General features: G+C 63.5%; 21 protein-coding genes. 4 read left to right on the forward strand and 17 right to left on the reverse strand.

The genetic code is table 11. The features are described 5' to 3' along the window. The first annotated feature begins 153 nt into the window (after positions 1-153). Complete coding sequence (locus ACQR1B_RS26995; RefSeq protein ID WP_434835420.1) at positions 154-2,034, forward strand: S8 family peptidase; 1,881 nt, start codon at positions 154-156, stop codon at positions 2,032-2,034. A 46-nt stretch (positions 2,035-2,080) separates the two neighbouring features. Further along, positions 2,081-2,602: a hypothetical protein gene (locus ACQR1B_RS27000; RefSeq protein WP_434835421.1), complete on the forward strand. Its 522-nt coding sequence runs from the start codon at positions 2,081-2,083 to the stop codon at positions 2,600-2,602. Positions 2,603-2,853: 251 nt separating this feature from the next. Here ACQR1B_RS27000 and ACQR1B_RS27005 read toward each other — a convergent pair whose 3' ends face one another. The 17 genes from ACQR1B_RS27005 to ACQR1B_RS27085 form a co-directional block, all read right to left on the reverse strand. Beyond that, entirely contained in the window at positions 2,854-4,311 is a 1,458-nt protein-coding gene (locus tag ACQR1B_RS27005; RefSeq protein ID WP_434835422.1) for a hypothetical protein, read from the reverse strand. A 190-nt stretch (positions 4,312-4,501) separates the two neighbouring features. Beyond that, on the reverse strand, positions 4,502-5,005 hold the full coding sequence (locus ACQR1B_RS27010; protein ID WP_434835423.1) for a hypothetical protein: 504 nt from the start codon (positions 5,003-5,005) through the stop codon (positions 4,502-4,504). Between the two features lie 238 nt (positions 5,006-5,243). Beyond that, positions 5,244-6,350: a hypothetical protein gene (locus ACQR1B_RS27015; protein WP_434835424.1), complete on the reverse strand. Its 1,107-nt coding sequence runs from the start codon at positions 6,348-6,350 to the stop codon at positions 5,244-5,246. Between the two features lie 74 nt (positions 6,351-6,424). After that, positions 6,425-6,793 carry a hypothetical protein gene (locus ACQR1B_RS27020; protein ID WP_434835425.1) on the reverse strand — a complete coding sequence of 123 codons (369 nt, stop codon included), beginning with the start codon at positions 6,791-6,793 and terminating at the stop codon, positions 6,425-6,427. Continuing rightward, the gene (locus ACQR1B_RS27025) at positions 6,790-7,092 is read right to left on the reverse strand and encodes a hypothetical protein (RefSeq protein ID WP_434835426.1); all 303 of its coding nucleotides are present in this window, start codon (positions 7,090-7,092) and stop codon (positions 6,790-6,792) included. The genes ACQR1B_RS27020 and ACQR1B_RS27025 overlap by 4 nt, the downstream gene beginning before the upstream one ends. A gap of 110 nt (positions 7,093-7,202) precedes the next feature. Then, positions 7,203-7,655, reverse strand: a complete 453-nt coding sequence (locus ACQR1B_RS27030) for a hypothetical protein (RefSeq protein ID WP_434835427.1) — start codon at positions 7,653-7,655, stop codon at positions 7,203-7,205. Continuing rightward, positions 7,652-7,909 carry a DUF6074 family protein gene (locus tag ACQR1B_RS27035; RefSeq protein ID WP_434835428.1) on the reverse strand — a complete coding sequence of 86 codons (258 nt, stop codon included), beginning with the start codon at positions 7,907-7,909 and terminating at the stop codon, positions 7,652-7,654. The genes ACQR1B_RS27030 and ACQR1B_RS27035 overlap by 4 nt, the downstream gene beginning before the upstream one ends. After that, positions 7,906-8,538 (reverse strand): hypothetical protein, encoded by a 633-nt coding sequence (locus tag ACQR1B_RS27040; protein WP_434835429.1) that lies wholly within the window; start codon positions 8,536-8,538, stop codon positions 7,906-7,908. Before ACQR1B_RS27040 ends, ACQR1B_RS27035 begins: the two co-directional genes overlap by 4 nt. 51 nt (positions 8,539-8,589) lie before the next feature. After that, the gene (locus tag ACQR1B_RS27045; RefSeq protein WP_434835430.1) at positions 8,590-8,811 is read right to left on the reverse strand and encodes a helix-turn-helix transcriptional regulator; all 222 of its coding nucleotides are present in this window, start codon (positions 8,809-8,811) and stop codon (positions 8,590-8,592) included. A 95-nt stretch (positions 8,812-8,906) separates the two neighbouring features. Next, positions 8,907-9,662: a hypothetical protein gene (locus ACQR1B_RS27050; protein ID WP_434835431.1), complete on the reverse strand. Its 756-nt coding sequence runs from the start codon at positions 9,660-9,662 to the stop codon at positions 8,907-8,909. Beyond that, on the reverse strand, positions 9,659-10,894 hold the full coding sequence (locus tag ACQR1B_RS27055) for a tyrosine-type recombinase/integrase (RefSeq protein WP_434835432.1): 1,236 nt from the start codon (positions 10,892-10,894) through the stop codon (positions 9,659-9,661). Before ACQR1B_RS27055 ends, ACQR1B_RS27050 begins: the two co-directional genes overlap by 4 nt. A gap of 234 nt (positions 10,895-11,128) precedes the next feature. Further along, the gene (locus ACQR1B_RS27060; protein ID WP_434835433.1) at positions 11,129-11,302 is read right to left on the reverse strand and encodes a hypothetical protein; all 174 of its coding nucleotides are present in this window, start codon (positions 11,300-11,302) and stop codon (positions 11,129-11,131) included. A gap of 50 nt (positions 11,303-11,352) precedes the next feature. Further along, positions 11,353-12,096 carry a tRNA-uridine aminocarboxypropyltransferase gene (locus ACQR1B_RS27065; RefSeq protein ID WP_434835434.1) on the reverse strand — a complete coding sequence of 248 codons (744 nt, stop codon included), beginning with the start codon at positions 12,094-12,096 and terminating at the stop codon, positions 11,353-11,355. A 39-nt stretch (positions 12,097-12,135) separates the two neighbouring features. Further along, positions 12,136-15,240, reverse strand: a complete 3,105-nt coding sequence (locus ACQR1B_RS27070) for an efflux RND transporter permease subunit (protein ID WP_434835435.1) — start codon at positions 15,238-15,240, stop codon at positions 12,136-12,138. After that, positions 15,240-18,368, reverse strand: a complete 3,129-nt coding sequence (locus ACQR1B_RS27075; RefSeq protein WP_434835436.1) for an efflux RND transporter permease subunit — start codon at positions 18,366-18,368, stop codon at positions 15,240-15,242. The genes ACQR1B_RS27070 and ACQR1B_RS27075 overlap by 1 nt, the downstream gene beginning before the upstream one ends. A 30-nt stretch (positions 18,369-18,398) precedes the next feature. Next, positions 18,399-19,829 carry an efflux RND transporter periplasmic adaptor subunit gene (locus ACQR1B_RS27080; protein WP_434835437.1) on the reverse strand — a complete coding sequence of 477 codons (1,431 nt, stop codon included), beginning with the start codon at positions 19,827-19,829 and terminating at the stop codon, positions 18,399-18,401. Then, entirely contained in the window at positions 19,819-21,342 is a 1,524-nt protein-coding gene (locus ACQR1B_RS27085) for an efflux transporter outer membrane subunit (RefSeq protein WP_434835438.1), read from the reverse strand. Before ACQR1B_RS27085 ends, ACQR1B_RS27080 begins: the two co-directional genes overlap by 11 nt. 296 nt (positions 21,343-21,638) lie before the next feature. On the opposite strand from ACQR1B_RS27085, the gene ACQR1B_RS27090 reads away from it, so the two are divergent. Next, positions 21,639-22,952 carry an NAD(P)/FAD-dependent oxidoreductase gene (locus tag ACQR1B_RS27090; RefSeq protein WP_434835439.1) on the forward strand — a complete coding sequence of 438 codons (1,314 nt, stop codon included), beginning with the start codon at positions 21,639-21,641 and terminating at the stop codon, positions 22,950-22,952. A 7-nt stretch (positions 22,953-22,959) separates the two neighbouring features. Further along, entirely contained in the window at positions 22,960-23,805 is an 846-nt protein-coding gene (locus ACQR1B_RS27095; RefSeq protein WP_434835440.1) for a DUF1365 domain-containing protein, read from the forward strand. Positions 23,806-23,864: the final 59 nt, after the last annotated feature.

Raw genomic sequence — 23,864 nt, forward strand, 5'->3', positions numbered from 1 at the left:
CAGCTCGCTTCGACTCAGCCGCCGAACACTCGCTCATCACCCCGCCGTCTTGAAGGTGGGGTCTAACGGTCGCTTACACTCGAACTCGTATTTCGATCATCTGACGAACATGCCGCTGCGGCCGAACTCCTGGTTACTGAAGAAATCGCGGCGTTGGGCGGCGAATTGGTTTCCAGAAGTCGAATTGCAGACATCGCGTATCATGCGCTGTTAGCTCGATTGCCGGTACCTGCGGTCCGACAGATCGTGGAACGTTCCGATCAAGGTATCAGCGGCTTGGATGCCGTTATGCACATTCGACCTCAGAGCGTCGCTCCTCCGGAAACATCCCAAGATGCAGTGAAGCCGCCGGTCGAACAAGAGGTCCCGCCCGCCAATGGCGAGCCGATCTTGGCCATACTCGATGGCGTGCCGGTATCTCAGCATCCCCTCCTACGCGATCGATTGAACGTCGACGACCTCTTCGGGCTGGAGCCCACGGCGCTTGTGGCGGAAAGAATTCACGGCACCGCCATGGCATCACTGATCTCGCACGGAGACCGGAACGCTCCCGAGCTGCCATTGCCCCGCCGCATCCACTTTGTGCCTGTGCTCGGTGCAGATGATCAATTCCCTAGAGATCGACTAGTTGTCGACTTAATCTATCAAGCCGTTGTGAGTATGCGTCGCGACAACGATCCGACCGCCGCATCGGTCCTGATTATCAATCTTTCACTCGGTAACGTCAGGAAGACGTTCCAAGGTAGGCTATCGGCTTGGGCCCGCCTCATTGACCGGCTCGCTCATAAGTATGGGATCCTGTTCTGTGTCAGCGCGGGCAATCACGCCGAGCGATTTGATGTGCCGCCCTATTCAAGAATGATACAGTACGAGGCAACCGTTCAGCCGGAGCGTAGGACGCAGACGCTCGCCGCACTTTCGCAATTAATAGGATATCGCCGTCTCCTTTCTCCATCCGAAACAGTCAACGGGATCACAGTTGGTTCAGCAAATCTTGACGCTGTCAGCGATGCCGAGCGGCGCGGCGCCGTCGGCCGAGTTGATCCGTTTCAATTAACCGTGACCGCCAATCCTTCCAGCGCCCTGGGGCCCGGCTTCGCGAACAGCGTGAAACCCGACATCTTGATGCCGGGTGCTCGCGAGCACCTGATGATGGTCGCCAGTGGGGCAGTGCTCGCTGTGCGGCCGACTGGAGGGGCCCGGCCGCATGGCTTGAAAGTTGCGGCACCACCGCGGGACGGAACGAGCAATTGGGAACACTATACTTGCGGCACCAGCGCAGCAACAGCTCTGGCTTCGCGAACGGCCCATAGAATTCACGACGCGTTGGAGGTCGCTTACGGCGAAACGTTTATCTCGTTGCCGCACGGTCAGCGCGCCGTCATTCTAAAGGCGCTATTGGTCCACACCGCATCGTGGCCTCTGGAAAGCGCAGAACTCATAAAGAGCGTATTGGGTCCTGACGACCCAAAGCAGCATGTACGGCAGAAGGACAATATACGACGCTTTCTAGGGTATGGGATTGTCGACGCCGAAGATGCGGTCTATTGCGCCGCTGATCGGGCAACCTTCTGGTCTGTGGGTACTTTAGAAGGTGAACAAAGACGGTCGATCTCCGTGCCGCTTCCCGCCTGCATGAGCGGCAAGGCTCTTCCTCACACTGTTCGAGCAACACTTGCGTGGTTCTCGCCCGTTCTTCCAGGTAGACAGTCTTATCGCTCGGTCAAGCTCTCGCTTCTAGCGCCTGATGAACTGGGAGGCTTTCGCGTTGTGCCAAACAAGAGCCAGCCAGATATCAATCAAGCGAGTAAGGGAACGGTCTTTTCTCGGCATTGGGACGGCGGTAGAGCGCCGGCCTTGGCTGCAAATTCAGCTATTGAGTTCGTCGTTCAACGAGAGCCTGATCGTGGAACGAAGATAGATGAACAAATACCATTCGGACTGGCCGTAACGATCGCGATGCCCGGTGTTGTCGAGCTCTATGATCAAGCAAGATCTCGGATTGCACCGGTTGTGGCGGTGCGGTCACGATAAAATGAAAATGTACTTTTCCAGTACCCGAACGTGACGGGAGAGAAGCGTGCAACCGACCAGCGATGATTACTTCAACGCACTTGGAAAATTGGCTTTCGCAGCAAGCCATCTCGAAGAGGCGATGGTGGTTTTTACTGCGGCCCTGACGGAAACCACAAATCCGGAAGAGTTGGATGCTGAGTTGCGTAGTGATACTTGGGCCAAGAACACGAAGAAGCTCCGAAATCTGTTAAGCGAACGCGTTGGTGACTATTACCGGCCGAGGCTCGTTGCACTGCTGGACCAATCCGACACACTCAGGAGGCTGAGGAACGAGAATGTTCATGCACTTTGGCAGGTGATGGAGAACGCAGACACCGGCGAGTTTTCTCATGTTCTGCGCGCGCGTGTAACGGTCGATCGAAGGAGCAGAACCACATCGACTGAAGTTGGCCCAGCCGATCTATCAGAGATCGAAAATCTGGCACGGAATATGGCAGATCTTTCACGTAAGCTGCAAACAGAGTTCAAGCACGTTTGGGATATGGATGAGACGCTCCGCACATGGCGAGAAACTCAAGGTCTTTGATTGCCAACTTCCGCTCGCAAGGGTCAACGTGGCCGCGCAGCCCGCTTGATCCCGGCCTCACCGCGTAAGATATGCGCCCCGCACAATCATCCGTCCTCGGCGCGCGGCGCTCCGATATTGTGGCGGCGGCGCTAGAGGCATCTTCTCAGCGAGCGCCACGAATGTGCGAGTATGTGAGCGTCGCGGTCTAGCACCCGTGCAATCCTACCAGCACGTCCATCTCTCAAGAATAGGTGCGATGGCCCAGCTTGTTACTGCGACAAATCGACGAGCGGCTTACACGCTAGCCAGGCCGCCGCGATCAGGTCCAGCGAGTTGACGCTTCTTAATTCGGAACAGCGGTCATAGCGGAACACCACACCCATCTGCATCTGATAATTGGACCCTTCCTTATGCACGAATGAACTGTAGGCGGCCGAGAGCCATCGAGGTTGCACTTTCGGTAAGCCGCTTTCGGGAACAGCCGTCCGCAGGTCGAATTCAATTCGCGCATCGACAAAGGGAACCGCACGCTGGGACGGATAGCGTCGCTGTATACCTCGACACCAAGGAGTGGCACCCGGATAACTGCGCAGCAGCGGCTTCAAATTTTCCAGAACCCGAAGTGCTAGTTGCTGAAAGCCGTCCTCGCCCAGCCCGATGAGCTTGCGGCGCATGGTGCTGTTCACAGCGTTAGGAACCGTCACCAGTGCCTCCACTGCCTGAGCAATCACACCGAGCGTGAGATGCGGGTACTTTGTGAAATTCTCAATCTCACCCGCCGGAGCGAGCGACAAGAAATCCCATACCGCGTCCCCCTGACGTCCCGTTATTGCAGGGCGGCCTGGTGCTTTGGGGTTCATCGCGAGTTGTTTGCACAGATCGCGGCGCCCTCTTAGCTCTCCCAGCGCCAGCGCAAGCACGCGCTTGCCTTCCAGGTATGTGAAGGGATGGTCGTGGCCGAACGGGAACCCGGAAAACGTCGTCAATGTGCCCTCTACAAACTTCTCATCCTCGACCAGCTTTGCTTCCGCGATCTCAAGGTATTGCGCTGCGCGCAATGCCCACGCGCTGGTAGCGGCGTGTCGGCACAGCCATGCATATACATTCCGCCATTCGATAACCGCAGTTTCAGACGGCCGAATTGCAGGCGCGTTGGCAATAATAGCCACTGCGGTGATCTCGTTAAAGCCACGCCGCTCCGCAGTACGGCGATGCCTCCTGATCTGGTCCGCCTCGAACTTTGAAAGGACCTTACTTTCGATGAAGACACACCACCCTTCATTGTCAAAGATCCATCCATCAGGAATACCGCGGCGCTCCGCCTCTTCTTCGCTCGGTTGCTCCTCTCCTGGATACTGCTGTTCGAGCACGTTGAGCTTATTCGGCTCGCATGGCGGCTTAATGCCGATAATCTCGCGCAAGAACAGCCCGAGTAGCTTGCGATCTTCTTGAAGCGCGCTCATCAGAGCGTGCGTGATGCGGTTTTCTGGCTGCGAGTACTGATCAAAGATATTGCGCAAAATCAGCTCTTCCGGACGGTAGACTGACGCGTTAAGCGCTGTGCGTTCATTGAGAAGCCGGCCGCGCGCACATCGGCGGCAGTCATATACGGTTTCTTCGACCTGTAGCAGCGCGCAGGCGCCCTGACCATGGACAACTGTCATCGGCGGCGCGGTTTGAAGCCTTCCCGCGGCACGACTTCGGTGCCCTTCAGAACCCTCCTTCACTCAGCGTGTCCACGGGCCCGGCGAAGATGCGAAGCCGCCCAAACACCACCTCGTTAGCCAGCTCTAGGATGCAGCAGTTTCGGCTCCCAAAGCGCTGCTGCATCCGGATGTATGGCCCACCAGGGCAGGATGCTCCGACAATGCCCTTCGGGTGACGGCGGCGAATGCTTCAATCTGCCTGATGGTCTTTTCAGCCATCATCATCTTTACCCTCATCTGCTTCAGCTCCGCTGCTCCCATGTTCGCGTTTGTGCTCGCGCGTCTTCTCGGCGGCTTTCTGAGCGATCTCCTGACGGATTTCGGTGATTCCCGCCTCGATTGCGCGGCGCGTGCCCACATCACGCGTGCAGCGAGCCGGGAGGCTGCTGAGGCCGGTTAGCATGATGCCGACGATCTCGTCGACGCCGGCGATGTGATCGTCGACTTCCATTAGCCGACCTTCTAGGCGAGCGTTCTCAAGCTCAAGGCGCCGTGCCTTAGCCTGTTGATACTTGGCATGCGCCTCCGTTGCCGGGGAGCTTCTACGCATCTCGCGGAGCTTGCGGATGTAACGAAGCCGAGTTTCGTCAAGGGAGAACTTGCCACTCTCGTCCTTCGCGATCGTGCCATCGGCGACAAGGCGGTCTAGATAAGGGCGCGACAAGCCAAGGTGTGCCGCCATCACGGTCGCCGAGACCTTTTTGGGTGCCTTCATTGCAACTGCAACCTTGAAATTGAAACCTCAGAATATGCGGAGGGGAAGCGGTCGCGCGTCCCCCTCATCGGTTCCGGCCTCCAAAGGACCCGTAAAGGCCCGAGGGGGCCTCCTACAGGCCCGTTCTCCTCTGCCCCTCCATCCCTGCCTGGGACGGCCATCGCGCCACGGGCTGCCGTATCCAATCCTGTGTCATGTCTGACGAAGAAGGCTCTGGACCAGGCTGGCCGCCGAGCCGTCAACGCGTCTCGATGACTTGCACCGCCTTGGCGGCCATGCCGAGCGGCTTGCTGCCTTCCGGTTTTGCGATGACCTGCAGCTCGACGCCGAGCACGGCGCGCGGGTCGGCGTCGGTGCGGTGCTCGACCGGCAGGCCGTCACGTTGCAGGGACCAGACCAATGAAGCTTCGGAGCGCTCGATCGCCAGCTTGTCTTGCGCGATCTCGGAGAGCTTTCGTTCGCGATCCTGCGGCGACAGCGCGGCAACGTCATCGGTGATGGCATCAATCTCCCGTTCGAGGCGTGCGACCAAGGCGTCTCGATGCAGCCAAACGAACAGCGCCGCCGTATCGATGACCTCGCCCATAGCGTTGCCAACAATCTGATCCCCGGTTTTCCCCACGATGGCGGCCAGCCCCAACCGCTGCATGGTCAGCGGCCAGCCGATGGCGTGTCCTGCTTCGACCAGCGCGGAAACGTCCGGCGTACCGCGCTCGGCCAGTTGCTCGATAGCCGCGCGCGCCTGAGCCTTGGCGTATGCGGCCGGTATGGGCGCGGATTTGACGCGGTGCTCGTCGGCGTCCAGCTCGCGGAGGCGACGACGAATGCGATCGAGCGCCGCCGCGACAGTCTCGCCCTTCTTCAGAACCGAGGCGACGTCGATATCGTCGGCAGGGACGATCGCGGTGCCGCCCGGCCGGCCTGTCCGAAGCCAGCCTTCCAAATTTGTCACCGATGCTCCGGCATTGCGCGAGCGGGCCTGCCTGGTCTCGAGCAGTTCGTTCAGCCGGGTCATCTCGGCATCGACGGCGGCGAGCTTGCGCGCGGCGTCGATCACACTGACGTCGTCGTCATCCAGACCCGGACCGCCCTGGCCGCGCGGTGTCTTCAGGTGGGCGATCCGCGCGTTGAGCCGGTGCTTGTCAGCGCGTGCCTCGCCAAGCTGGTCAAACAGCGGCCGTTGCAGGTTCATCGCATCTTCGGCGCGTTGGCGCAGCGAAAGCAGAAGCGGTTGCCGCGACGCCGGCAGCAGTTCGACGACGTCGAGCGGCGGCGGGAAGCCGGGTGAGAAGCCTGGAACGATGTTTGTAGCGTCCCACGGTGCCTGTTCAAACGATCTTGCCATGGCTGTCCTCCTACTTGTTGACCACCACCATGGCGGCAGGCGTTGGCCACGAATAGCCCGCGTGTGCGCTTTTATTAGTCGCCATTGCCGCCGAGTGCGCGGCGGATCGTGCGTGCTGCAATCGGCGCATCGCGCGTCTGTAGGATGCACCAGCAGACCTCGCGCAACGAGCCGCGATGACGCTGCGGACATGACGTCTCAGTACAATCCCGTCGCCATGCCGTGCCCCGATAGTCTGCCAAGGCGCGCGCCAGCTTCGTCGCAGCGCCGTTCACGGACAAGCCTTCACAAAATCGCGTCGCGGCCTCGCGCAACAGCCGGTCGCGCTCGCGAAGCGCCCGCACTGTCGCAGGGAGCCGATGCCCTGGCCCGCGCGGCATCATGACGGCATCGTCGTTGATCAGCTCGGCGCTCGCGACCTCGATCGCGCGCAATGGCTTCATGGCAGCACCGCGCGCGGATCGAGAAAGCATCCGCCTGGCACAACCTGCTGGAGCACGCGTGCTGCGGCTTCATCAATCGCGGTCGGGTCGTCGCCCCTCCAACAATCGCAGCAGAGGCCTGCAACAGCCGCCTGCTTCGGCGCTTCGCCGGACCAAGCGAACAGATGCGCGGCGGGATGCAGCGATACGGCATCGCAGAGGAAGCAGGTCGCCGATGAACCGCTCATTCGCCAATGCGTGGCCGCGCGACATAGAAGGTCGCCGCGCGGGTGCAAGCTGATCTCTTCTACGGCCAGCAACGCAGTTTCCAACGTTCGGCGACCGCGTGCGAAGCGAGACACGCGAGAACGCCGAGCACGACGCTGCGCACGGTTGCCCGCATCATCCGTGCGCTGTTCTGGCGTTGCCGTCATGACGCGGCTTCCCACGGCATCCTCGGGTACACGCTGCGCCGAATGCCTTCCGGCAGGCGAGCCGTGATCTCGTTCACTGCCGGGATCACCGTCGGAGCCGCGGCGGCAGGACGTCGGCGTGCTGGCCGCTGTGCTGCCGCTTTGCCCTCCGCGAGCCGGCGCCCAGCCTCGGCTCTGTCGACGATTGTGGTCCAGCCGTCCGACGATGCGAACTCCCTGGTCGCGGTCCCCTTGCCAGTGACCTTGACGAAACCCAACGCGGCTAAGTCGGGAACACCGCTCGTTACAGCGGTGGAAGACAGCCCCGCCTGGAGAAGAAAAAGCGTACTCAACTGCGCAGCCCCACCGGGAGCGTCGATCTCCTCCAAAATCACACGCAGCACAGACCTCGCGGACCCGCCCAACGCGGCATAAGCCGGTGATCGCAACATTTCATCCGACGGCTTCATCGCGCAGCACCTCCAAACAGAACCAACTTCCAGAGTTCAGCGCGGATCGCGGCTTCGAGTGCGTGGACCTCGCGAACAACTAACGCCTCGGAGACACCGCGTCGTCGTAATGCGTCGGCGCGTATGATTAGTTGGCGCTTGATGTAGGCCTCGCCGGATCGCGGGTTATAGGACGCCGCGACTTCTGCCTGCCGTCTGGCGAAGCCGTGACGCCTCGTGATCGGAAAGGGAAGCACAACGCCGCCGCCGCTCATGTCGCCCTCCTGCTTCGCTTCGTAGCCGGCACAACCTCGGACGCCGCCGCGTCGGTGCTTGTGGGAAGAAGCTGTGCCCGCCCCCTCCCCGAAATATCGATAGTAGTCGGGGAAAACCGACTATGCCCTGTAGTCGGGGTTTCCCCGACTGGGGATTTCTGTTTTCGATCGGGGTTTCCCCGACCGAATTTTGCGGTTTCCCCCGACTGGAGTTTTGAATTTCGTGCGCCCTTGGCGATCGCGAGCGCCTCGTCAACGCTGGCGATTTTTCGCCATTCGTTGGTGCCGTGACCGGGGAGGCCTTTGGCCGGTTTATAGGTCAACCGGAATTTGTTAGGTGTCCTGAATTCAGCGTTGCCGGCCCTGCCGCGCTCCGTGACCTCGACGAAGCCGAGCGCGACCAACTCGCGGATCGCAGGTGCGATAGCATCGCGATCTATTCCGAAGCGACGAAAGTCGTCAAAAGTGACTGGAAGCCTGCCGTTGTCAGTGCCGCCATGGTGAGCCAGCTCAATTTCGATGCGGTCCAGCGCGCGCCTTGCAGACAAGCTCATGACGCGATTTGCCGGGCTTTCCAGCATTTCGATCAACCGTGCAGCGAATTGCCCGCCAATCTGTGTACGCCTCATCTCGACCCCAGACGTTGGTCACGCTCACTTCCGCCAGAGAGCCGGCTTCTTTCAGGATGATTGCGCGGCTGTGGCGTTCGCGCGGACAGGCTCACGCCGCTGCGCGCCGAGCCAGGCTTCGATGTCGGCTTTGCGGTAGAACACGCGCTTGCCGACCTTCACGAAGATCGGGCCTTTGCCGAGCGTCCGCCAGGCGGTCAATGTCTGTGGCCGCAGGTTAAGCGCTTCGGCAACCTTCTCAGGGTTGATCAACTCGTCGGTTGAAATCTGCATCGGTGCGGCTCTCCATCAAAGGTGATGGCGCATCATGCTGTGAGAGCGTTTCGCCGGCCATAGGGTCGTAGGACAATGGCCCGTTGTATCGGAAATCAACGTCGCCGCGCGGAAAGACGGCGAAAGCGTCTGCCGTCGCCCTTGAACAAGTCCGTGCCGAACGTCCTATCGATCTCGCGGCCCAGCTCAAATAATCTTCCATCCAGCTTTCCAAGACGACTGATAACGCGCCCACCCTTATGGCCGGTAATGGCGGAATACGCATCGCAAACCGCATCTAGCGCGTCATCCTCGTCACTATCACCGCATCGCTCCTTAGATTTCGGTGCCGCCTTCATGGCAGAGAGTTCGGCCTCCAGCATCGGTAGCACGATCTCCGGCTTCGGCGAGATCATGGAGTATCCTGGAGCATCAAACCCGAGGCTCACCGTTCTTCTGTCTATCGAACGGCACTTGTGGAGAACGTGAGTGCAGTCCGGGTCAATCCCGAGGTACTCAAAAAATGCTGGCATCCAGATGGCTTTGATGCGGGCCGGCTGCGCGCCCCAGATCGTGGCCCATTCTTCAGGGCCGATCTTTCCGTGACGCGCCCTACGAGCCTTCGGCAACAACTCTTCCAGTTCTCGTCTGAGGCCGAGCGGCTTTGTTACCCGCGGCCGCGCAAACGGCTTGCCACTATCGCTACCAATATCGTAGCCGCGCGCTTGTTTCGATGCCAGCAGGCTTAGAAACTTTCCCGTGATGTTGAGTGCGTGCCGCTCGATCAGCGCTAGATCGGCATCATGGCAAAGCGCCCTCAGCGCAACTAACACATTCTCAAGCCGCGGCGGGTGAGGCGCAGCATCTGTCATGTCTGTGACGTGCTTTGCTTGCGCGTCTTTTTGAATTTGATGACGTTGTCCGCTTCGTGCGCCGGTTTCTTTGCAAGTGCGGCTTGCATCGCGGCGCCGAGATCATCGTTGACGGAAGCAACGATGTCCCGCGCCAGATGTGCGTATCGCTTTGTTGACGCGATTGCGCGATGGCCTAACAACGCGCCGATGGTTTGCAGTGACACGCCCCGACCAGCGGCAAGCGAGGCGTAGCTGTGGCGGAGATCGTGCAAGCGCACGTCATCGAGCCCGCCGTAGGCGCGAGCAATGATCCAGGCCCGAGAAAGATTTTTATAAGGCTCACCCGCGTTCGCACCGGCAATGATGTAGGGCTCGATGCGCGGAATGCCCCGCAAGACTTCGATTGCGGCGTCGCTCAGATGAATGGTACGCGCTTCGTTGTTCTTGCTATCAGGCAATCTAATGACCCGTCGCGACCATACGACGTGGCTCCATTGGGCGGCGGTGATCTCGCCACTCCGCGCGCCGGTGAAGAGAGCGAGACGCAATCCGGCCGCGGCGTGTGGGCCGATCACGCCTTTGCCTTCTGCCGTCTCGATAGCGGAGCCGGCCTTTGCAATTTCCGCTTCACTGAGGAAGCGCTCTCGCTGCCGCTCTCGATAAAACTCGATCCCCTTACAGGGGTTCGAGTGCGGCGGTCTGATCTTCATCAGTTCGGCGTAGTTGAGCAGAGCGCGCAAGGTGCTCACGCTATAGTTCGCGCGCCGCGGTGTCCGCGCCATCTTGGCATGAAGGGCTTCCACGTCTGCGAACGCTAGCGCCTGCACGGGCAGATGGCCGACCGCCGGATTGATGTGCTGCTCGAACAACTTTTGATAATCGTCGAGCGTGCGCGGCTTGAGTTTGCTGCGGCGGTTCTCGATCCACTGAGCGGCCAGCTCCTCGACGGTGATTGCGCCATCCGCAATCGCCTTCTGCCGAGCCGCCTTTTCTAGCGCTGGATCGCGACCTTGCCGGAGAGCGTCGAGCGCAGGGCGAGCCTCGCGCTGTGCCGCCGACAGGCTCATCTGCGGGAAGGTGCCCAGCGTCGCCCTATGGAGCTTGCCGTTGACCCGGGCCTCGACCCGGAAGAGCTTCGTGCCGGCCGGCGTCACCCGAAGGACCAGCCCGGCGACCTTGGTGTCGCTGAAGGTCTGATCCTTGCCGTTCGCAGCAATCGCCTCGATAAAATCCGCCGTGAGTTTTGGCATAGACAGTCTACGTGAAAAGTCTCCCTGGGGAGACTTTTTCCATAAACTTACGTCAATGTAAACGGACTTCCATGAATGATTGTTGCGCTATTTCAATGGGCCTAGTCTCCCCGCAACCCGCGCCTACACCACCCGACGAGCCTGCAAAACCGTTTACACCAGTTCAATTCTGGTCGTGGCCTCCACTCAATCAAATCAAGCGGTTGGACCACCCCGTTGCGCCGGAGACCGGCGCTAGACGGGCAGGTCGTCGATGCCGCCGGGATAGCTGACCCGCGCGCGCGGCCAAGTCAGGACGGCGCCCCGTTCACCGGCCGAAACACTGGCCCGTTCGGAAACCGCTTTGCCGGCCAGCCGGGGCGCATAGTCCCGGAACTGCACCACGTTCGACTTCTCTGCTTCGGGCATGGCTCTGATCCTCGTTCCATGCTGCAATGCAAGAAGCGTACCCTCGTTCCTTAAAACCGGCGTATTCGGGCCCGCCGATCCGGCTTGGCACGGGGCCTGGGACGCGGTGTCAGTTCGGGCTGGGCCTTTTCCACCTCCCGATACCGCGCCAACATCCGCTCGAAGCTGGCATCGAGGGCCTCTGCGATCTCGGGCCGGCGTTCCAGCGCCGCCATCAGCAGGCCCGCAGCCTCGATGGTCGATAGCCCGTCGCGGCGCGGCTCCCGCCGCAGCCGGCCGTAGCGCGACGGCTGGCGCGGTCCGAGGATGACCCGCTGGCACTTGAGCATCCAGGGATTGCGCCACCACAGCGCCTTGGCCTGGCTCCAGGTGCCGTCGAGAAGGACCACGCCCTCGATCGCTTTGAGGATAGCGCGCTGATTCTCGGCCACCTCGCCCTTGCGGGTCAGCGCCAAGACCTCGCTTTCGGGATCGAGATCGGCCGCCTTGGCGGAGCCGAGATAGAGGATCGCCCAGCGCGCGGGATCGGCGACCGGCCGTCCCAGCGCCTTGGCGAGGCTCGGCCAGGACAGCCCGACCTTGACCACCGCGGTCTTGAAATGCTGCGCGGCGAGCCGCGCGGTGCCGAGCGCGCGGTCCTGCTCCTGCGGATGTTGCAGGATCAGCAGCGACAGCCGGCTGGCGATCGGCGTGACGCTGTCGCAGATGCACAGCGGCAGCGGCTTCTGGCAACGCGGGCAGTCGGGCGGCGCCTCGGTCGAGAGCGGCGGGTGGTCATGTGACGGGTCGGACATGGCGCGGCTATACGCGCAGCGGCGACCTGCGACAACGCTTCATTCGGCCGGCGCTGCCAGCGGCTCCGGCGCGGGCCGGCGGCGCAGCCGATCGACCAGCAGATAGATCACCGGCGTCGTGTACAGCGTCAGGATCTGCGACACCAGGAGGCCGCCGATGATGGTGATGCCGAGCGGCCGGCGCAGCTCGGTGCCGGGCCCGGTCGCGATCACCAGCGGCAGCCCGGCGAACAGCGCGGCGAGCGTCGTCATCAGGATCGGACGAAAGCGCACCCGGCAGGCCTCGAAGATCGCATCGGCCGACGACATGCCACGCTGGCGCTCGGCTTCCAGCGCGAAGTCCACCAGCATGATGCCGTTCTTCTTGACGATGCCGATCAGCAGGATGATGCCGACGAAGGCGATCACGGTCAGCGGCGTGTTGGTCACCTGCAACGCGAGCAGCGCCCCGAGCCCGGCCGACGGCAGGGTCGAGATGATGGTCAGCGGATGGGCGAGACTCTCATAGAGCACGCCGAGCACGATATACATCGCCACCAGCGCGAACAGGATCAGCAGCGGCTGGCGGCCGCTGCTCTTGTTGAAGTCGCCCGCATTGCCGTCGAAGCCGCCGCGGATGCCCTCGGGCATGTGCAGCTCGTCGACGGCGCGCTGGATGTTGGCGGTGGCGGCCTGCAGCGGCACGTCGGGCAGCAGGTTGAAGGAGACGGTGGTCGAGGGAAACGACTGCGAATGGAAGACGGCGAGCGGCGACAGGCCGCGTTCGGCCTTCACCAGCGCCGACAGCGGGATCTGCGCATCCCCTGCCCCCGCCACATAGATGCGCTCGAGGTTCGACGGATCGGTCTGGAATTTCGGATCGATTTCCAGCACCACCATGTACTGGTTGCGCTGGCTGTAAACGATCGAGATCTGCCGCTGCGCGAACGCGTTGTTGAGCGCGTTGTCGATGTCCTGCACGCGTACGCCGAGGCTCGCCGCCTTCTGCCGGTCAATCCTGAGCGCGAGTTGCAATCCGCCGGGATCGCGGTCGCTCGACACGTCGGTGATGCCCTCGACTGTCTCCAGACGCTTGGCGACGATCGGCGCCCATTGCTGCAGAAGGTCGAGATCGGGGCTGCTCAGCGTGTATTGATAGTCGGAATCGCTCTGGCGGCCGCCGGCGCGGACATCCTGCGCGGCGAACATGAAGAGGCGGATGCCCGGCACCATGGCGAGGTTGCGCCGGAGACGGTCGATCACGGCCTGGGTCGAGACGCCCTCGCGCTCCGCCGGCGGCTTCAGATTGATGAACATGGTGCCGCGGTTCGACGTCGCCCCGCCCGGTCCGCCGCCACCGCCGATGGTCGAGCCGATGCCGGCCACGGCGGGATCAGCCATCACGATGTCGGCGAGCCGCTGCTGCAGGCCCAGCATCGCCTGGAACGAGATGTCGGCGGAAGCGCGCGTCGCACCGATGACGAAGCCGGAATCGTCGGTCGGGAAATAGCCCTTGGGGACCTTGATGTAGAGCGTGACGGTGAGCGCGATGGTGGCGAAGAACACGATCAAGGTCAGGACCGGATAGACGAGCACGCCCCGCAGCGTCCAGGCGTAGAAGCGGACCATGCCCGACAGCGTGCCCTCGACGATCCGGTCGAACCAGGTGGCACGCTCGGAGAGCGTCTCCTTGATGTAGTGCGCGCAGATCATCGGCGTCACCGTCAGCGACACCACGGTCGACACCACGATCGCAAAGGTCAGCGTCAGCGAGAACTCGCGCAGCAGCCGTCCAACGACGCCGTCCATGAAGATCAGCGGCACGAAGGCCGCGATCAAGGACAGGCTGATCGACAGCACGGTGAAGCCGATCTGGCGCGCGCCGTCGAGCGCGGCCCGCATTGGCGAAAGCCCGTGTTCGAGATTGCGGTACATGTTCTCGATCATCACGATGGCGTCGTCGACGACGAAGCCGACGGAGATCGCGAGCGCCATCAGCGACAGATTGTCGATCGAGAAGCCGGCGAGCCACATCGCAGCACAGGTGCCGGCCAGCGCCAGCGGCACCGAGACGCCGGCCGCGACGGTCGGGACCAGCCGGCGCAGGAAAAGGAATACGACCACCATCACCAGCACGGCGGTTGCGAGCAAGGTCCACTGCATGTCCTCGACCGAGGCACGGATGGTCCCGGTCCGATCGACCAGCGTCGAGATCTCGATGCCCGCCGGCATCCACTGCTTGAGCTCCGGGATCAGCGCCTTCACACGGTCCACGGTCTCGATCACGTTGGCGTCGCCCTGCTTGGCGATCTGCAGGATCACGGCCGGCTGCTTGTTGAACCATGCGATCGAGCGCACGTTGCGCACGGAATCTTCGACGTCGGCGACATCCGACAACCTGACGAAGCTGCCATTGCTGCTCTTGATCAGGATGTCGCGGAATTCGGCTGCGGTCCGCATCTGCCGGTTGATGGCGATGGTCTCGCTCTGCCGCCCGCCCTCGAAGATGCCGACCGGGCCGATCGGATTGGCGTTGACGATCGCGGTCCTGACATCGTCGGTCGCGATCCCGGCATTCGCGAGCGAAACGGGATTGAGCGCAATCCGCACCGCGGGCTGATCGGCGCCGCTGACGGTGACGTTGCCGACGCCTGGGACCTGGAACAGGCGTTGCGCCAGCACCGTGTCGGCGACGTCGTACATCGCGCTCGGCGTCATCGTTTTCGAGGTCAGCGCCAGCACGAACACCGGAGCGGCCGCCGTGTTGGCCTTGCGGAAGCGCGGCAGCGACGGCAGGTCGCTCGGCAGATCGGACAGCGAGGCGTTGATGGCGGCCTGGACGTCGCGTGCGGCCTTGTCGATGTCACGGCCGATCGCGAACTGAATCTGGATGTTGGTGGTGCCGAGCGAACTGGTCGAGGTGATCTGGTCGACGCCGGCAATTTCACCAAGCCGCCGCTCCAGCGGCGCGGCCACCGTGCCCGCCATCACCGAGGGATCGGCGCCGGGCCGCGACGCAGAAACGAAGATCGACGGGAAATCGACGTTCGGCACCGGCGCCACGGGGAGGAAGACGTAGGCGACGATCCCGAGCAGGAACAGGCCGATCGAGAGCAGCGTGGTGCCGACCGGCCTGCGAATGAACGGCTCGGAGATCGAGGCCATCACTGGATGCCTTCGGTGGCACCCGCGATCGGCGGCGACGGCAAATCGGGCGCCGGCGGCAGCGCGCGCTCCATGCGGCGGTTGATGCGATCGAGCGCGAGATAGATCACCGGCGTCGTGTACAGCGTCAGGAGCTGGCTGAGCAGCAGGCCGCCGATGATGGAGATGCCGAGCGGGAAACGCAGCTCCGAGCCGGTGCCACTCTCGATCGCCAGCGGCAGCGCGCCGAACAGCGCGGCCAAAGTGGTCATCATGATCGGACGGAAACGCAGGAGACACGCCTGCACGATCGCATCATAGGGCGTGCGGTTCTCGTGCCGCTCGGCTTCGAGCGCGAAGTCGATCATCATGATCGCGTTCTTCTTGACGATGCCCATCAGGAGGATGATGCCGATCAGCCCGATCACGGACAGATCCTCGCCGAACAGCATCAGCGCCAGAATGGCGCCGACACCGGCCGACGGCAGCGTGGAGAGAATCGTGATCGGATGGATGTAGCTCTCATAGAGCACCCCGAGCACGATGTAGATCGTGACGATGGCCGCCAGGATCAGCCAGGGCTGGCCGGCCAGCGACTTGGCGAACTCGGCGGCGTCGCCGGAATAGACCCCGAGGATGCTGCCCGGCATGCCGATGCGATTTTCGGTGGCGCGCAGCGCGTCGACCGCCTCGCTCAACGCGGCACCCGGCGCCAGGTTGAAGCTCAGCGAGATCGCCGGGAATTGCGCCTGATGCGAGATCGAAAGCGGCGTCGTGATGCGCTTCAGCGTCGCCACCGCCGACAGCGGCACCTGCCCGCCGGCGCCCGGCAGATAGAGCTTCGACAGGATCGAGGGATCGCGCTGATACATCGGCAGCGCCTCCAGCACCACGCGGTACTGGTTGGCCTGACCGTAGATCGTCGAGATCTGCCGCTGGGCGAAGGCGTCGTTCAGCGTATCGGTGACGCCCTGCAGGCTGACACCGAGTTGGCCGGCGCGCTGGCGGTCGATGGTCAGTTCGGCGCGCAGACCGCCCTCCTGCGCCTCCGAGGAGACGTCGCGAAACAGCGGATCGCGCCGCATCTCATCGACCAGCTGGCGCGCCCATTTCGAGACTTCGCCGGCATCGGCGCCGGTCAGCGTGTACTGATATTGCGAGCGGCTCGCCTGGGTCGAGATCTGAACGTCCTGGACCGGCTGGAAGTAGACGGTCATGCCGGGCACGCCCGACACCTTCTGCTTCATGCGGTCGATGACCTCGGCGACGCCGGTCTTGCGTTCGCCGAGCGGCTTCAGGGTCAGAACGAGCCGGCCGACATTAGTGGTAGGATTGACCGATCCGGCGCCGATCACAGAGACCACGCCGACGACGTCGGGATCGGCCTGAATGGCGGCGGCGACCTCGGCTTGGCGTTTCTTCATTTCGGCGAACGACACATCCGGGCCAGCCTCGGTCACCGCCGTGATCGAGCCGGTGTCCTGCAGCGGCAGAAATCCCTTCGGGGCGACGACGTAGAGCGCCAAGGTCGCCGCCAGGGTCGCGAAGGTCACGACCAGCGTTTCGGTCTGGCGGTCCAGCACCCAGAGCAGGCTGCGGTGATAGACGGCCACCGTGCGGTCGATGAAGCGGCTGATCGCGTTCAGCCCCGGCAGCACCCATTCCTCGCTGGCATGCTTCAGGAGCCGCGAGCACATCATCGGCGTCAAGGTCAGCGACACCACGGCCGACGTCACCACCGCGATCGTCAGCGTCAGCGCAAACTCGCGGAACATGCGGCCGACCAACCCGGACATGAACAGCAGCGGAATGAACACCGCGATCAGCGATACCGTCAGCGAGATCACGGTGAAACCGATCTCGCGCGCGCCGCGCAGCGAGGCATTCATCGCGCTGTCGCCGTTCTCCATGTGGCGCACGATGTTCTCGATCATGACGATGGCGTCGTCGACGACGAAGCCGGTGCCGATCGTCAGCGCCATCAGCGACAGATTGTCGAGGCTGAAGCCGGCGAAATACATCACGCCGAAGCTCGTGATCAACGACAGCGGCAACGCCACGCCCGCAATGATCGTGGCGCGCAGCGAACGAAGGAAGATGAGCACGACGAGCGTCACCAGCACCACGCTCAGAACCAGCGTGAACTGGACGTCATGGACCGAAGCGCGGATCGTGACGGTGCGATCGCTGACGATGTCGAGCTTGACGCCAGCGGGAATCGTGCGCTGCAGCTTCGGGATCTCGGCGCGGATCTGCTGCACGACATCGATGACGTTGGCGCCCGGCTGGCGCTGGATGTCGAGGATGACGGCGGGCACGCCCTGGTACCAGCCGCCGGTGCGCTCGTTCTCCAGCCCGTCGATGATGGTGGCCACGTCGCCGATCGTCACCGGCGAGCCGTTGCGATAGGCGATGATGATCGGCTTGTAGGCGTCGGCGGCCGCGATCTGGTCGTTGGCCGTGATCAGATAGGCCTGCTGCGCGCCGTCCAGCGAGCCTTTCGGACCGGAGACGTTGGCGCCGGCAATGGCGGCGCGCAGGTCCTCGATCGAGATGCCGTAGGCCGCCAGCCGCGCCAGATCGGCCTGCACCCGCACCGCGGGCTTGAGCCCGCCGAGCACCGTCACCCGCCCGACGCCGGAGACCTGGCTCAGCCGTTGCGCCAGGACCGTGTCGGCCATGTCGCTCATCGCGCGCAACGATACCGTGTCCGAGGTCAGCGCAACCGTCATCACGGGGGCATCCGCCGGGTTGACCTTCGCGTATGTCGGCGGATAGGGCAGCGATTTCGGCAGCACGCCGGCGGCGGCGTTGATGGCAGCCTGCACGTCCTGCGTGGCGCCGTCGATGTCGCGTCCGAGATCGAACTGCAGCGAGATCTGGCTGACGCCGAAGGAGCTCGTCGAGTTCATCGACGCGAGCGAGGGAATCTGGCCAAGCTGGCGCTCCAGCGGCGCCGTGATCAGCGAGGCGATCACGTCGGGGCTGCCGCCGGGCAATTGGGTCGTCACCTGCACCGTCGGGAAGTCGACCTGTGGCAGGGCCGATACCGGCAGCGCGATATAACCGAGCAGACCGCCGATCAGCAGCGCAACGCCGAGCAGCGACGTTGCGATGGGCCGGCGGATGAAGGGTTCGGAGACGCTCATCGCCACGTGCTCTTCAATCTGACTTACGCGTCATGGCTGCGGCCTCGCGCCGCGGCCCTGTTCGCCACCTCCCTGGGACGGCGCACCGCTCGCATCCGTCTGCCCCTCGGCTTGCGGCCTTCGGCGCCGCTCGCCGTCCTTGGGTGCGCCCTCGGGCGAACCACCGCCCTCCTTCACCTGTTCCTTCGCCTGGTCCTTGCCTTGATCCTTCGCCTGATCCTTCCCTTGCGGATTGCGACCGCGCTTGCGCGGCGCGAGATCGGCCTGGGGCGTCTGCTCGGCGCGACCGACCACGACCTTGACGCCATCGGCGAGATTGGCGAAGCCGGTCGTCACCACCCGGTCGGAGGTGCCCAGCCCGCTGGCGATCACCGCCTCGCTCTCGTTCTGCTGCACGACCGTCACCGGGTGCGCCGAGGCGATCTCGCCTTCGCCGATCACATAGCTGAACGTGCCGGCAGGCCCGCGCTGCACGGCCGAGGTCGGCACCGTGATTGCCTGCGACAATGTCTCGACCTTGAGACGGACGTTGACGAACTGGCCGGGCCAGAGCTGAAATTTGGCGTTGGGGAATTCCGCCTTCAGCTTCAGCGTGCCGGTCGTCTGATCGACCTGGTTGTCGATGCCCCGGAGCGTGCCGGTGTCGATGACGGTCACGCCGTCATTGCCGAACACGTCGACGGCGAGCGATCCCTTGGCCGCCGCGGCATTGACGCGCATGATCTGCTGCTGCGGCAGGCTGAACTGCACCGCGATCGGCTGCAATTGGGTGATCACGACGAGGCCGGTGGCATCGGAGGCGTGAATGATGTTGCCCTGATCGACCTGGCGCAGGCCGGCGCGGCCGGAGATCGGCGCCACCACCTTGGTGTAGCTCAGGGTCGCCGCCGCGTTGTCGATGGCGGCCTGGTCGGCCTTGATCAGCGCCTGCTGCTGCGCGACGACCGCGCGCTGCGTATCGGCCTGCTGCTTGGAGCCGGCATTGCTGGCGGCGAGTTGCTCGTAACGCGCAAGGTCGAGCTTCTGGTTGGCGAGTTGCGCCTCGTCCTGCGCCTTCTTGGCGACCGCCTGATCGTACTGCGCCTGGTAGATCGCGGGATCGATCTCGGCGAGCACATCGCCCTTCTTGACGTCCTGCCCTTCGACGAAATTGACCGCGACCAGCTTGCCGTCGACCTGCGAGCGCACCGTCACCGTGTTGAGCGCGCGCACCGCGCCGACACCATCGAGATAGACCGGCACGTCCTTGACGACCGGCGTGGCGGCGAGCACCGGCACGGGCAGATCGGGCCGCGCAAAACGGTTGCCCTGCTGCTGCTTCTGCTGCATGGCCGTCCAGCCGATATAGCCGAGGCCGCCCAGGATCAGCAGCGTGATCGTGATCGACACCAGCCGGCGCGCCACGCTCGATCGCGCACGCTTCACGGTCCCGACTCCCTTGTCGTCCGGTTTAAAGAGCATCGGCCGACTTCTCCATGCGCGGCTCCCAGCCGCCGCCAAGGGCCTGGTACAGGCTCACGAACGCCTGCAGGCGCGCCAGCTGCGCCTGCCATAGCGCGTCCTCGGCCTGGAACAGCGTCAATTGCGTATTCAAGACGGTCACGATGTCGGCAGTTCCTGCGCGCAGCTGCTGCTCGGAGAGCTGGAAGGCACGGCGTGAGGCGGCGACGACCTCCCGCTGCAATTGCAACCGGATCGTGGTCTGCTTGATCGAGAACAGCGCATTGTTGACGTCGGTGAACGACTGGATGACGGTCTTGCGGTAGGTCTGCAGCAGCTCGTCCTGCCGCGCCTTGGCATTCTCGAAGTTGCCCAGAATCCTGCCGCCGTCGAAGATCGGCTGGGTCAGGCTGCCGGCGAGGCTGAAGAACGCCGCGTGCGGCTGAAACAGCGACACCAGTGCGGCGCTCTGGTAGCCCCCATTGCCGGTGAGCTGGATGCTGGGGAAGAACTGAGCCCGCGCACTGCCGACATTGGCCGTGGCCGATGCCAACTGTGCCTCCTGGCGGCGGATGTCCGGCCGCTGCGTCAATAGCTCCGACGGCAGCCCGGGCGTAACCCGCGGCGTCCTGATCTGATCGAGCGAGCCGCCGGCGATGCGGATGCCCTCAGGGCTCCGCGAGACCAGAACGGCCAGCGCGTTGACGTTCTGGTCCAGCGTCTGGCGCAGCGGCGGCACCGCCGCCTTCTGGTTGGCCAACACGCTCTCCTGCTGGGCGACGTCGAGATCGTTGCCGGTGCCGGCCTTCTGGCGCTCGCGGATGGCATCGAGCACGCGCGTGGCGCTGGCGATGTTGCGCTCGGCGGTACGAATGCGATCCTGCGCAGCCAGAACCTGGAAATAGGCATTGGCGACGGTGGCGAGCGTCGTCAGTTGCGTGACGTCGCGGTCGAAGCGGTTGGCGACCGCCGTCTCCTCGGCAGCCTGCAGCGCGTCGCGGTTCTGGCCGAAGAAGTCGAGCTGATAGCTGGCCGACAGGGAAGCCTGATAGTTGACGACTTCACGGCCGCCATTGGTCAGTCCGCTCGAGCTCGAGCCGGACGTGCGCGAATAGGTCTCCTGCCCGGTCGCGGACAGGCTCGGCAGCAGCGCTGCGCCGGCCTGTCGGGCCAGCGCGTCGGCCTGCCTGAACCTGGCCACGGCTGCGGCGATATCGAGGTTGACGACCTGCGCCTCTTCCATCAACTGGGTCAGCTCGCGCGAGCCGAAGCCCCGCCACCAGTCCAGCGTCGGCGGCGCGGCCATGTCGCCGCCGGAAGCGGCCTTGTAGCGCCTGGGCATATCGAAGGCGGGATCGGGAATATCCTGCGTCAACAGGCAGCCGGCCGAACTGGCCGCAAGCCCAATGGCCGTCATCCAACGGGCGAAGCGCCGCAGGCCGGCCGGCGCGCGGCTCTGCCGTCTTCCGGCGACGGTCCGCGTGTCAGCGGACGTGCGGCAAGGCTCGTCGACGGCGATTCCCACTGGTGACACTGGCTTGATGCTTCCCTGTAGTCTTGGGAATCATTCTAACCGCAGCCTGGGGCGCCGGACAGCCCCGAAGCTGTCCCGTCCCCGGTTCGCAATGGAGCCGGTCGCGACCGTCGAATCGACGAATCTCCCGTAATTCAGCGGATTTTTTGCGCGGAACGGCTACGAAACAGCGGCAGGAGCCTTACCAAGATTTCATCTGCTGAACGCCAATTTGGACGGAGTGTGACGTGGTAAGCGCGCTCTGAAACCCTTTGGCGCGGGCGCCGTAACTTGCACGTGAACTTGAGGGGGCATTCATGCGAGTTGCGGTGGTCGGAACGGGTATTGCGGGGAACGCCGCGGCCTGGTCCCTGGCGAAACGTTATCCGATCACGGTCTATGAGCGCGATCTCCGTCCAGGCGGCCACAGCCACACCGTGACGATCGATTATGATGGCGCCCCGGTTTCGGTCGATATCGGCTTCATCGTCTACAACGAGCTGAATTATCCCGAATTGACGGCGCTGTTCGATCATCTCGGGGTCGAGACCGTCGAGAGCAGCATGAGCTTCGCCGTGACGGCGGATGCCGGCCGCTTCGAATGGAAGGGCGGCGGCGACACCTGGCTCGACACCGCAAGGGGGCTCTTCGCCCAGCCGAGCAACCTGCTGTCGACATCCTACCTATGGATGCTGCGAGACATTCTCACCTTCAATGACAAGAGCATCGCTGATTTCAAGGCCGGTCGTCTGGAGGGCCTTACGCTCGGTGACTACTTCCGGCGTAACCACTTCGCACCGCGGCTCCTCACCGACTATCTGGCTCCGATGGGCGCCGCCATCTGGTCGGCTCCGGCGTCGGAGATGATGGATTTTCCGGCCGAGAACTTCGTCGCCTTCTTCAGCAATCACCGCTTGCTGCAATATGACCGCCCGGTCTGGCGCACGGTCAAGGGCGGCAGCCGCCGCTACGTCGAGAAACTGACCTCCGGCTTCCGCAGCCAGGTCAGGCTCGGCAGCGCCGTCGCCCGCATCGAACGCACGGCCCATGGTGTCGTCGTCCAGGACGGCAGCGGCCACCGCGACACCTATGATCATGTGGTGATTGCCGCACATAGTGACCAGGCCCTCGCCATGCTCGGCGATGCGGACGAGCGCGAGCGCGATGTGCTCGGCGCGATCAAGTACTCGCCCAATACGATCTATCTGCATCGCGACATCCGGCTGATGCCGAAGCGCCGCCGCGCCTGGGCGTCGTGGAATTTCCTGCGCTGGCAGCGCGAGGGCCTTCCCATGAACGACGTCGCGGTGACCTATTGGATGAACAATCTGCAGGGCATCGCCCACGACAAGCCGCTGTTCGTCAGTCTCAACCCACCCTTTGCTCCGGATCCGGAGCTGACCTTCAGCAAATATGTCTGTGAGCATCCGCAATACACGGCTGCCGCCTTTGCGGCGCAGAAGCGTCTGGCAGCGATTCAGGGGCAGCGCCATACCTGGTTCTGCGGGGCCTGGACCGGCTATGGTTTTCACGAGGACGGGCTGCGCTCGGGCCTCGCCGTGGCGGAGGCGCTCGGAGCGAGCGTGCCATGGCGCGCGCTTCCCGCCGAACTCGCCGAGGCGGCAGAATAGACGAGAGATGAACCCGGACCAACGAGCCCAGCACGAGCGAGACGCGGCGGCCGCACTCTATGTCGGTGACGTCATGCATGCCCGCATGCGGCCGACGACGCACCGCTTCCAGTACCGGGTGATGAGCCTGCTGATCGATCTCGGCCGGCTCGCAGATGCCGACCGGCAGTCCGCCCTGTTCGGGGTCAACCGGCGCGCGCTCTACAGCTTCCACGAGCGCGACCATGGCCCGCGTGACGGCTCCTCGCTGCAGGCCTATGCGCAGAGCTGCGCGTCGGATCACGGCATCGATCTGACCGGTGGACGCGTGCTGCTGCTGTGCTATCCGCGGCTGCTCGGCTACGTCTTCAATCCGCTCTCGGTCTATTTCTGCCATCGCAGCGATGGGACGCTGGCGCTGATGATCTACGAGGTCCGCAACACCTTCGGCGAGATCAAGCCGTACGTGCTGCCGGTCGGCCCGGGTGAACTGACCACGGCCGGCTTGCGCCAGGCGCAGGACAAGACGTTCTACGTCTCGCCCTTCATCGACATGGCGATGCGCTATCATTTCCGGGTCACCCCGCCCGCCAGCAATGTGAAGTTGCGGATTCTCGAGACCGGGACCGACGGCCCCGTGCTCGCCGCCACCTTCTCCGGTCGCCGCCGCGCCCTGACCTCACGCTCCCTGCTCGCGGCCTTCGTCGCCCTGCCCCTGGTCACGCTGAAGGTCTTCGGCGCCATTCATTGGGAGGCACTGCGGCTATGGACCAAGGGCGTTCGCCTCGTCCCGCGCGGTGAAATCGCCGCAAGCGCCGGAACCAATACCGGCTTGGCGGGAAACGACAGCCACGCTTATATATCTCGGCACTGACCACAAACGGGCCAGTGCGCTCCCGTCCAATCGAGCGGGCCGGACCCGGCGGTCCATCG

Source organism: Bradyrhizobium oligotrophicum, assembly GCF_051168495.1.
GTDB classification, from domain to species: domain Bacteria; phylum Pseudomonadota; class Alphaproteobacteria; order Rhizobiales; family Xanthobacteraceae; genus Bradyrhizobium; species Bradyrhizobium oligotrophicum_A.

Bases quoted from the DNA above. Each gene is read 5' to 3' on its own strand.
- ACQR1B_RS27010 (WP_434835423.1), bottom strand. From the start codon at position 5,005: ATGAAGGCACCCAAAAAGGTCTCGGCGACCGTGATGGCGGCACACCTT.
- ACQR1B_RS27015 (WP_434835424.1), bottom strand. From the start codon at position 6,350: ATGGCAAGATCGTTTGAACAGGCACCGTGGGACGCTACAAACATCGTT.
- ACQR1B_RS27020 (WP_434835425.1), bottom strand. From the start codon at position 6,793: ATGAAGCCATTGCGCGCGATCGAGGTCGCGAGCGCCGAGCTGATCAAC.
- ACQR1B_RS27030 (WP_434835427.1), bottom strand. From the start codon at position 7,655: ATGAAGCCGTCGGATGAAATGTTGCGATCACCGGCTTATGCCGCGTTG.
- ACQR1B_RS27035 (WP_434835428.1), bottom strand. From the start codon at position 7,909: ATGAGCGGCGGCGGCGTTGTGCTTCCCTTTCCGATCACGAGGCGTCAC.
- ACQR1B_RS27040 (WP_434835429.1), bottom strand. From the start codon at position 8,538: ATGAGGCGTACACAGATTGGCGGGCAATTCGCTGCACGGTTGATCGAA.
- ACQR1B_RS27045 (WP_434835430.1), bottom strand. From the start codon at position 8,811: ATGCAGATTTCAACCGACGAGTTGATCAACCCTGAGAAGGTTGCCGAA.
- ACQR1B_RS27050 (WP_434835431.1), bottom strand. From the start codon at position 9,662: ATGACAGATGCTGCGCCTCACCCGCCGCGGCTTGAGAATGTGTTAGTT.
- ACQR1B_RS27055 (WP_434835432.1), bottom strand. From the start codon at position 10,894: ATGCCAAAACTCACGGCGGATTTTATCGAGGCGATTGCTGCGAACGGC.
- ACQR1B_RS27060 (WP_434835433.1), bottom strand. From the start codon at position 11,302: ATGCCCGAAGCAGAGAAGTCGAACGTGGTGCAGTTCCGGGACTATGCG.
- ACQR1B_RS27065 (WP_434835434.1), bottom strand. From the start codon at position 12,096: ATGTCCGACCCGTCACATGACCACCCGCCGCTCTCGACCGAGGCGCCG.
- ACQR1B_RS27070 (WP_434835435.1), bottom strand. From the start codon at position 15,240: ATGGCCTCGATCTCCGAGCCGTTCATTCGCAGGCCGGTCGGCACCACG.
- ACQR1B_RS27075 (WP_434835436.1), bottom strand. From the start codon at position 18,368: ATGAGCGTCTCCGAACCCTTCATCCGCCGGCCCATCGCAACGTCGCTG.
- ACQR1B_RS27080 (WP_434835437.1), bottom strand. From the start codon at position 19,829: ATGCTCTTTAAACCGGACGACAAGGGAGTCGGGACCGTGAAGCGTGCG.
- ACQR1B_RS27090 (WP_434835439.1), top strand. From the start codon at position 21,639: ATGCGAGTTGCGGTGGTCGGAACGGGTATTGCGGGGAACGCCGCGGCC.
- ACQR1B_RS27095 (WP_434835440.1), top strand. From the start codon at position 22,960: ATGAACCCGGACCAACGAGCCCAGCACGAGCGAGACGCGGCGGCCGCA.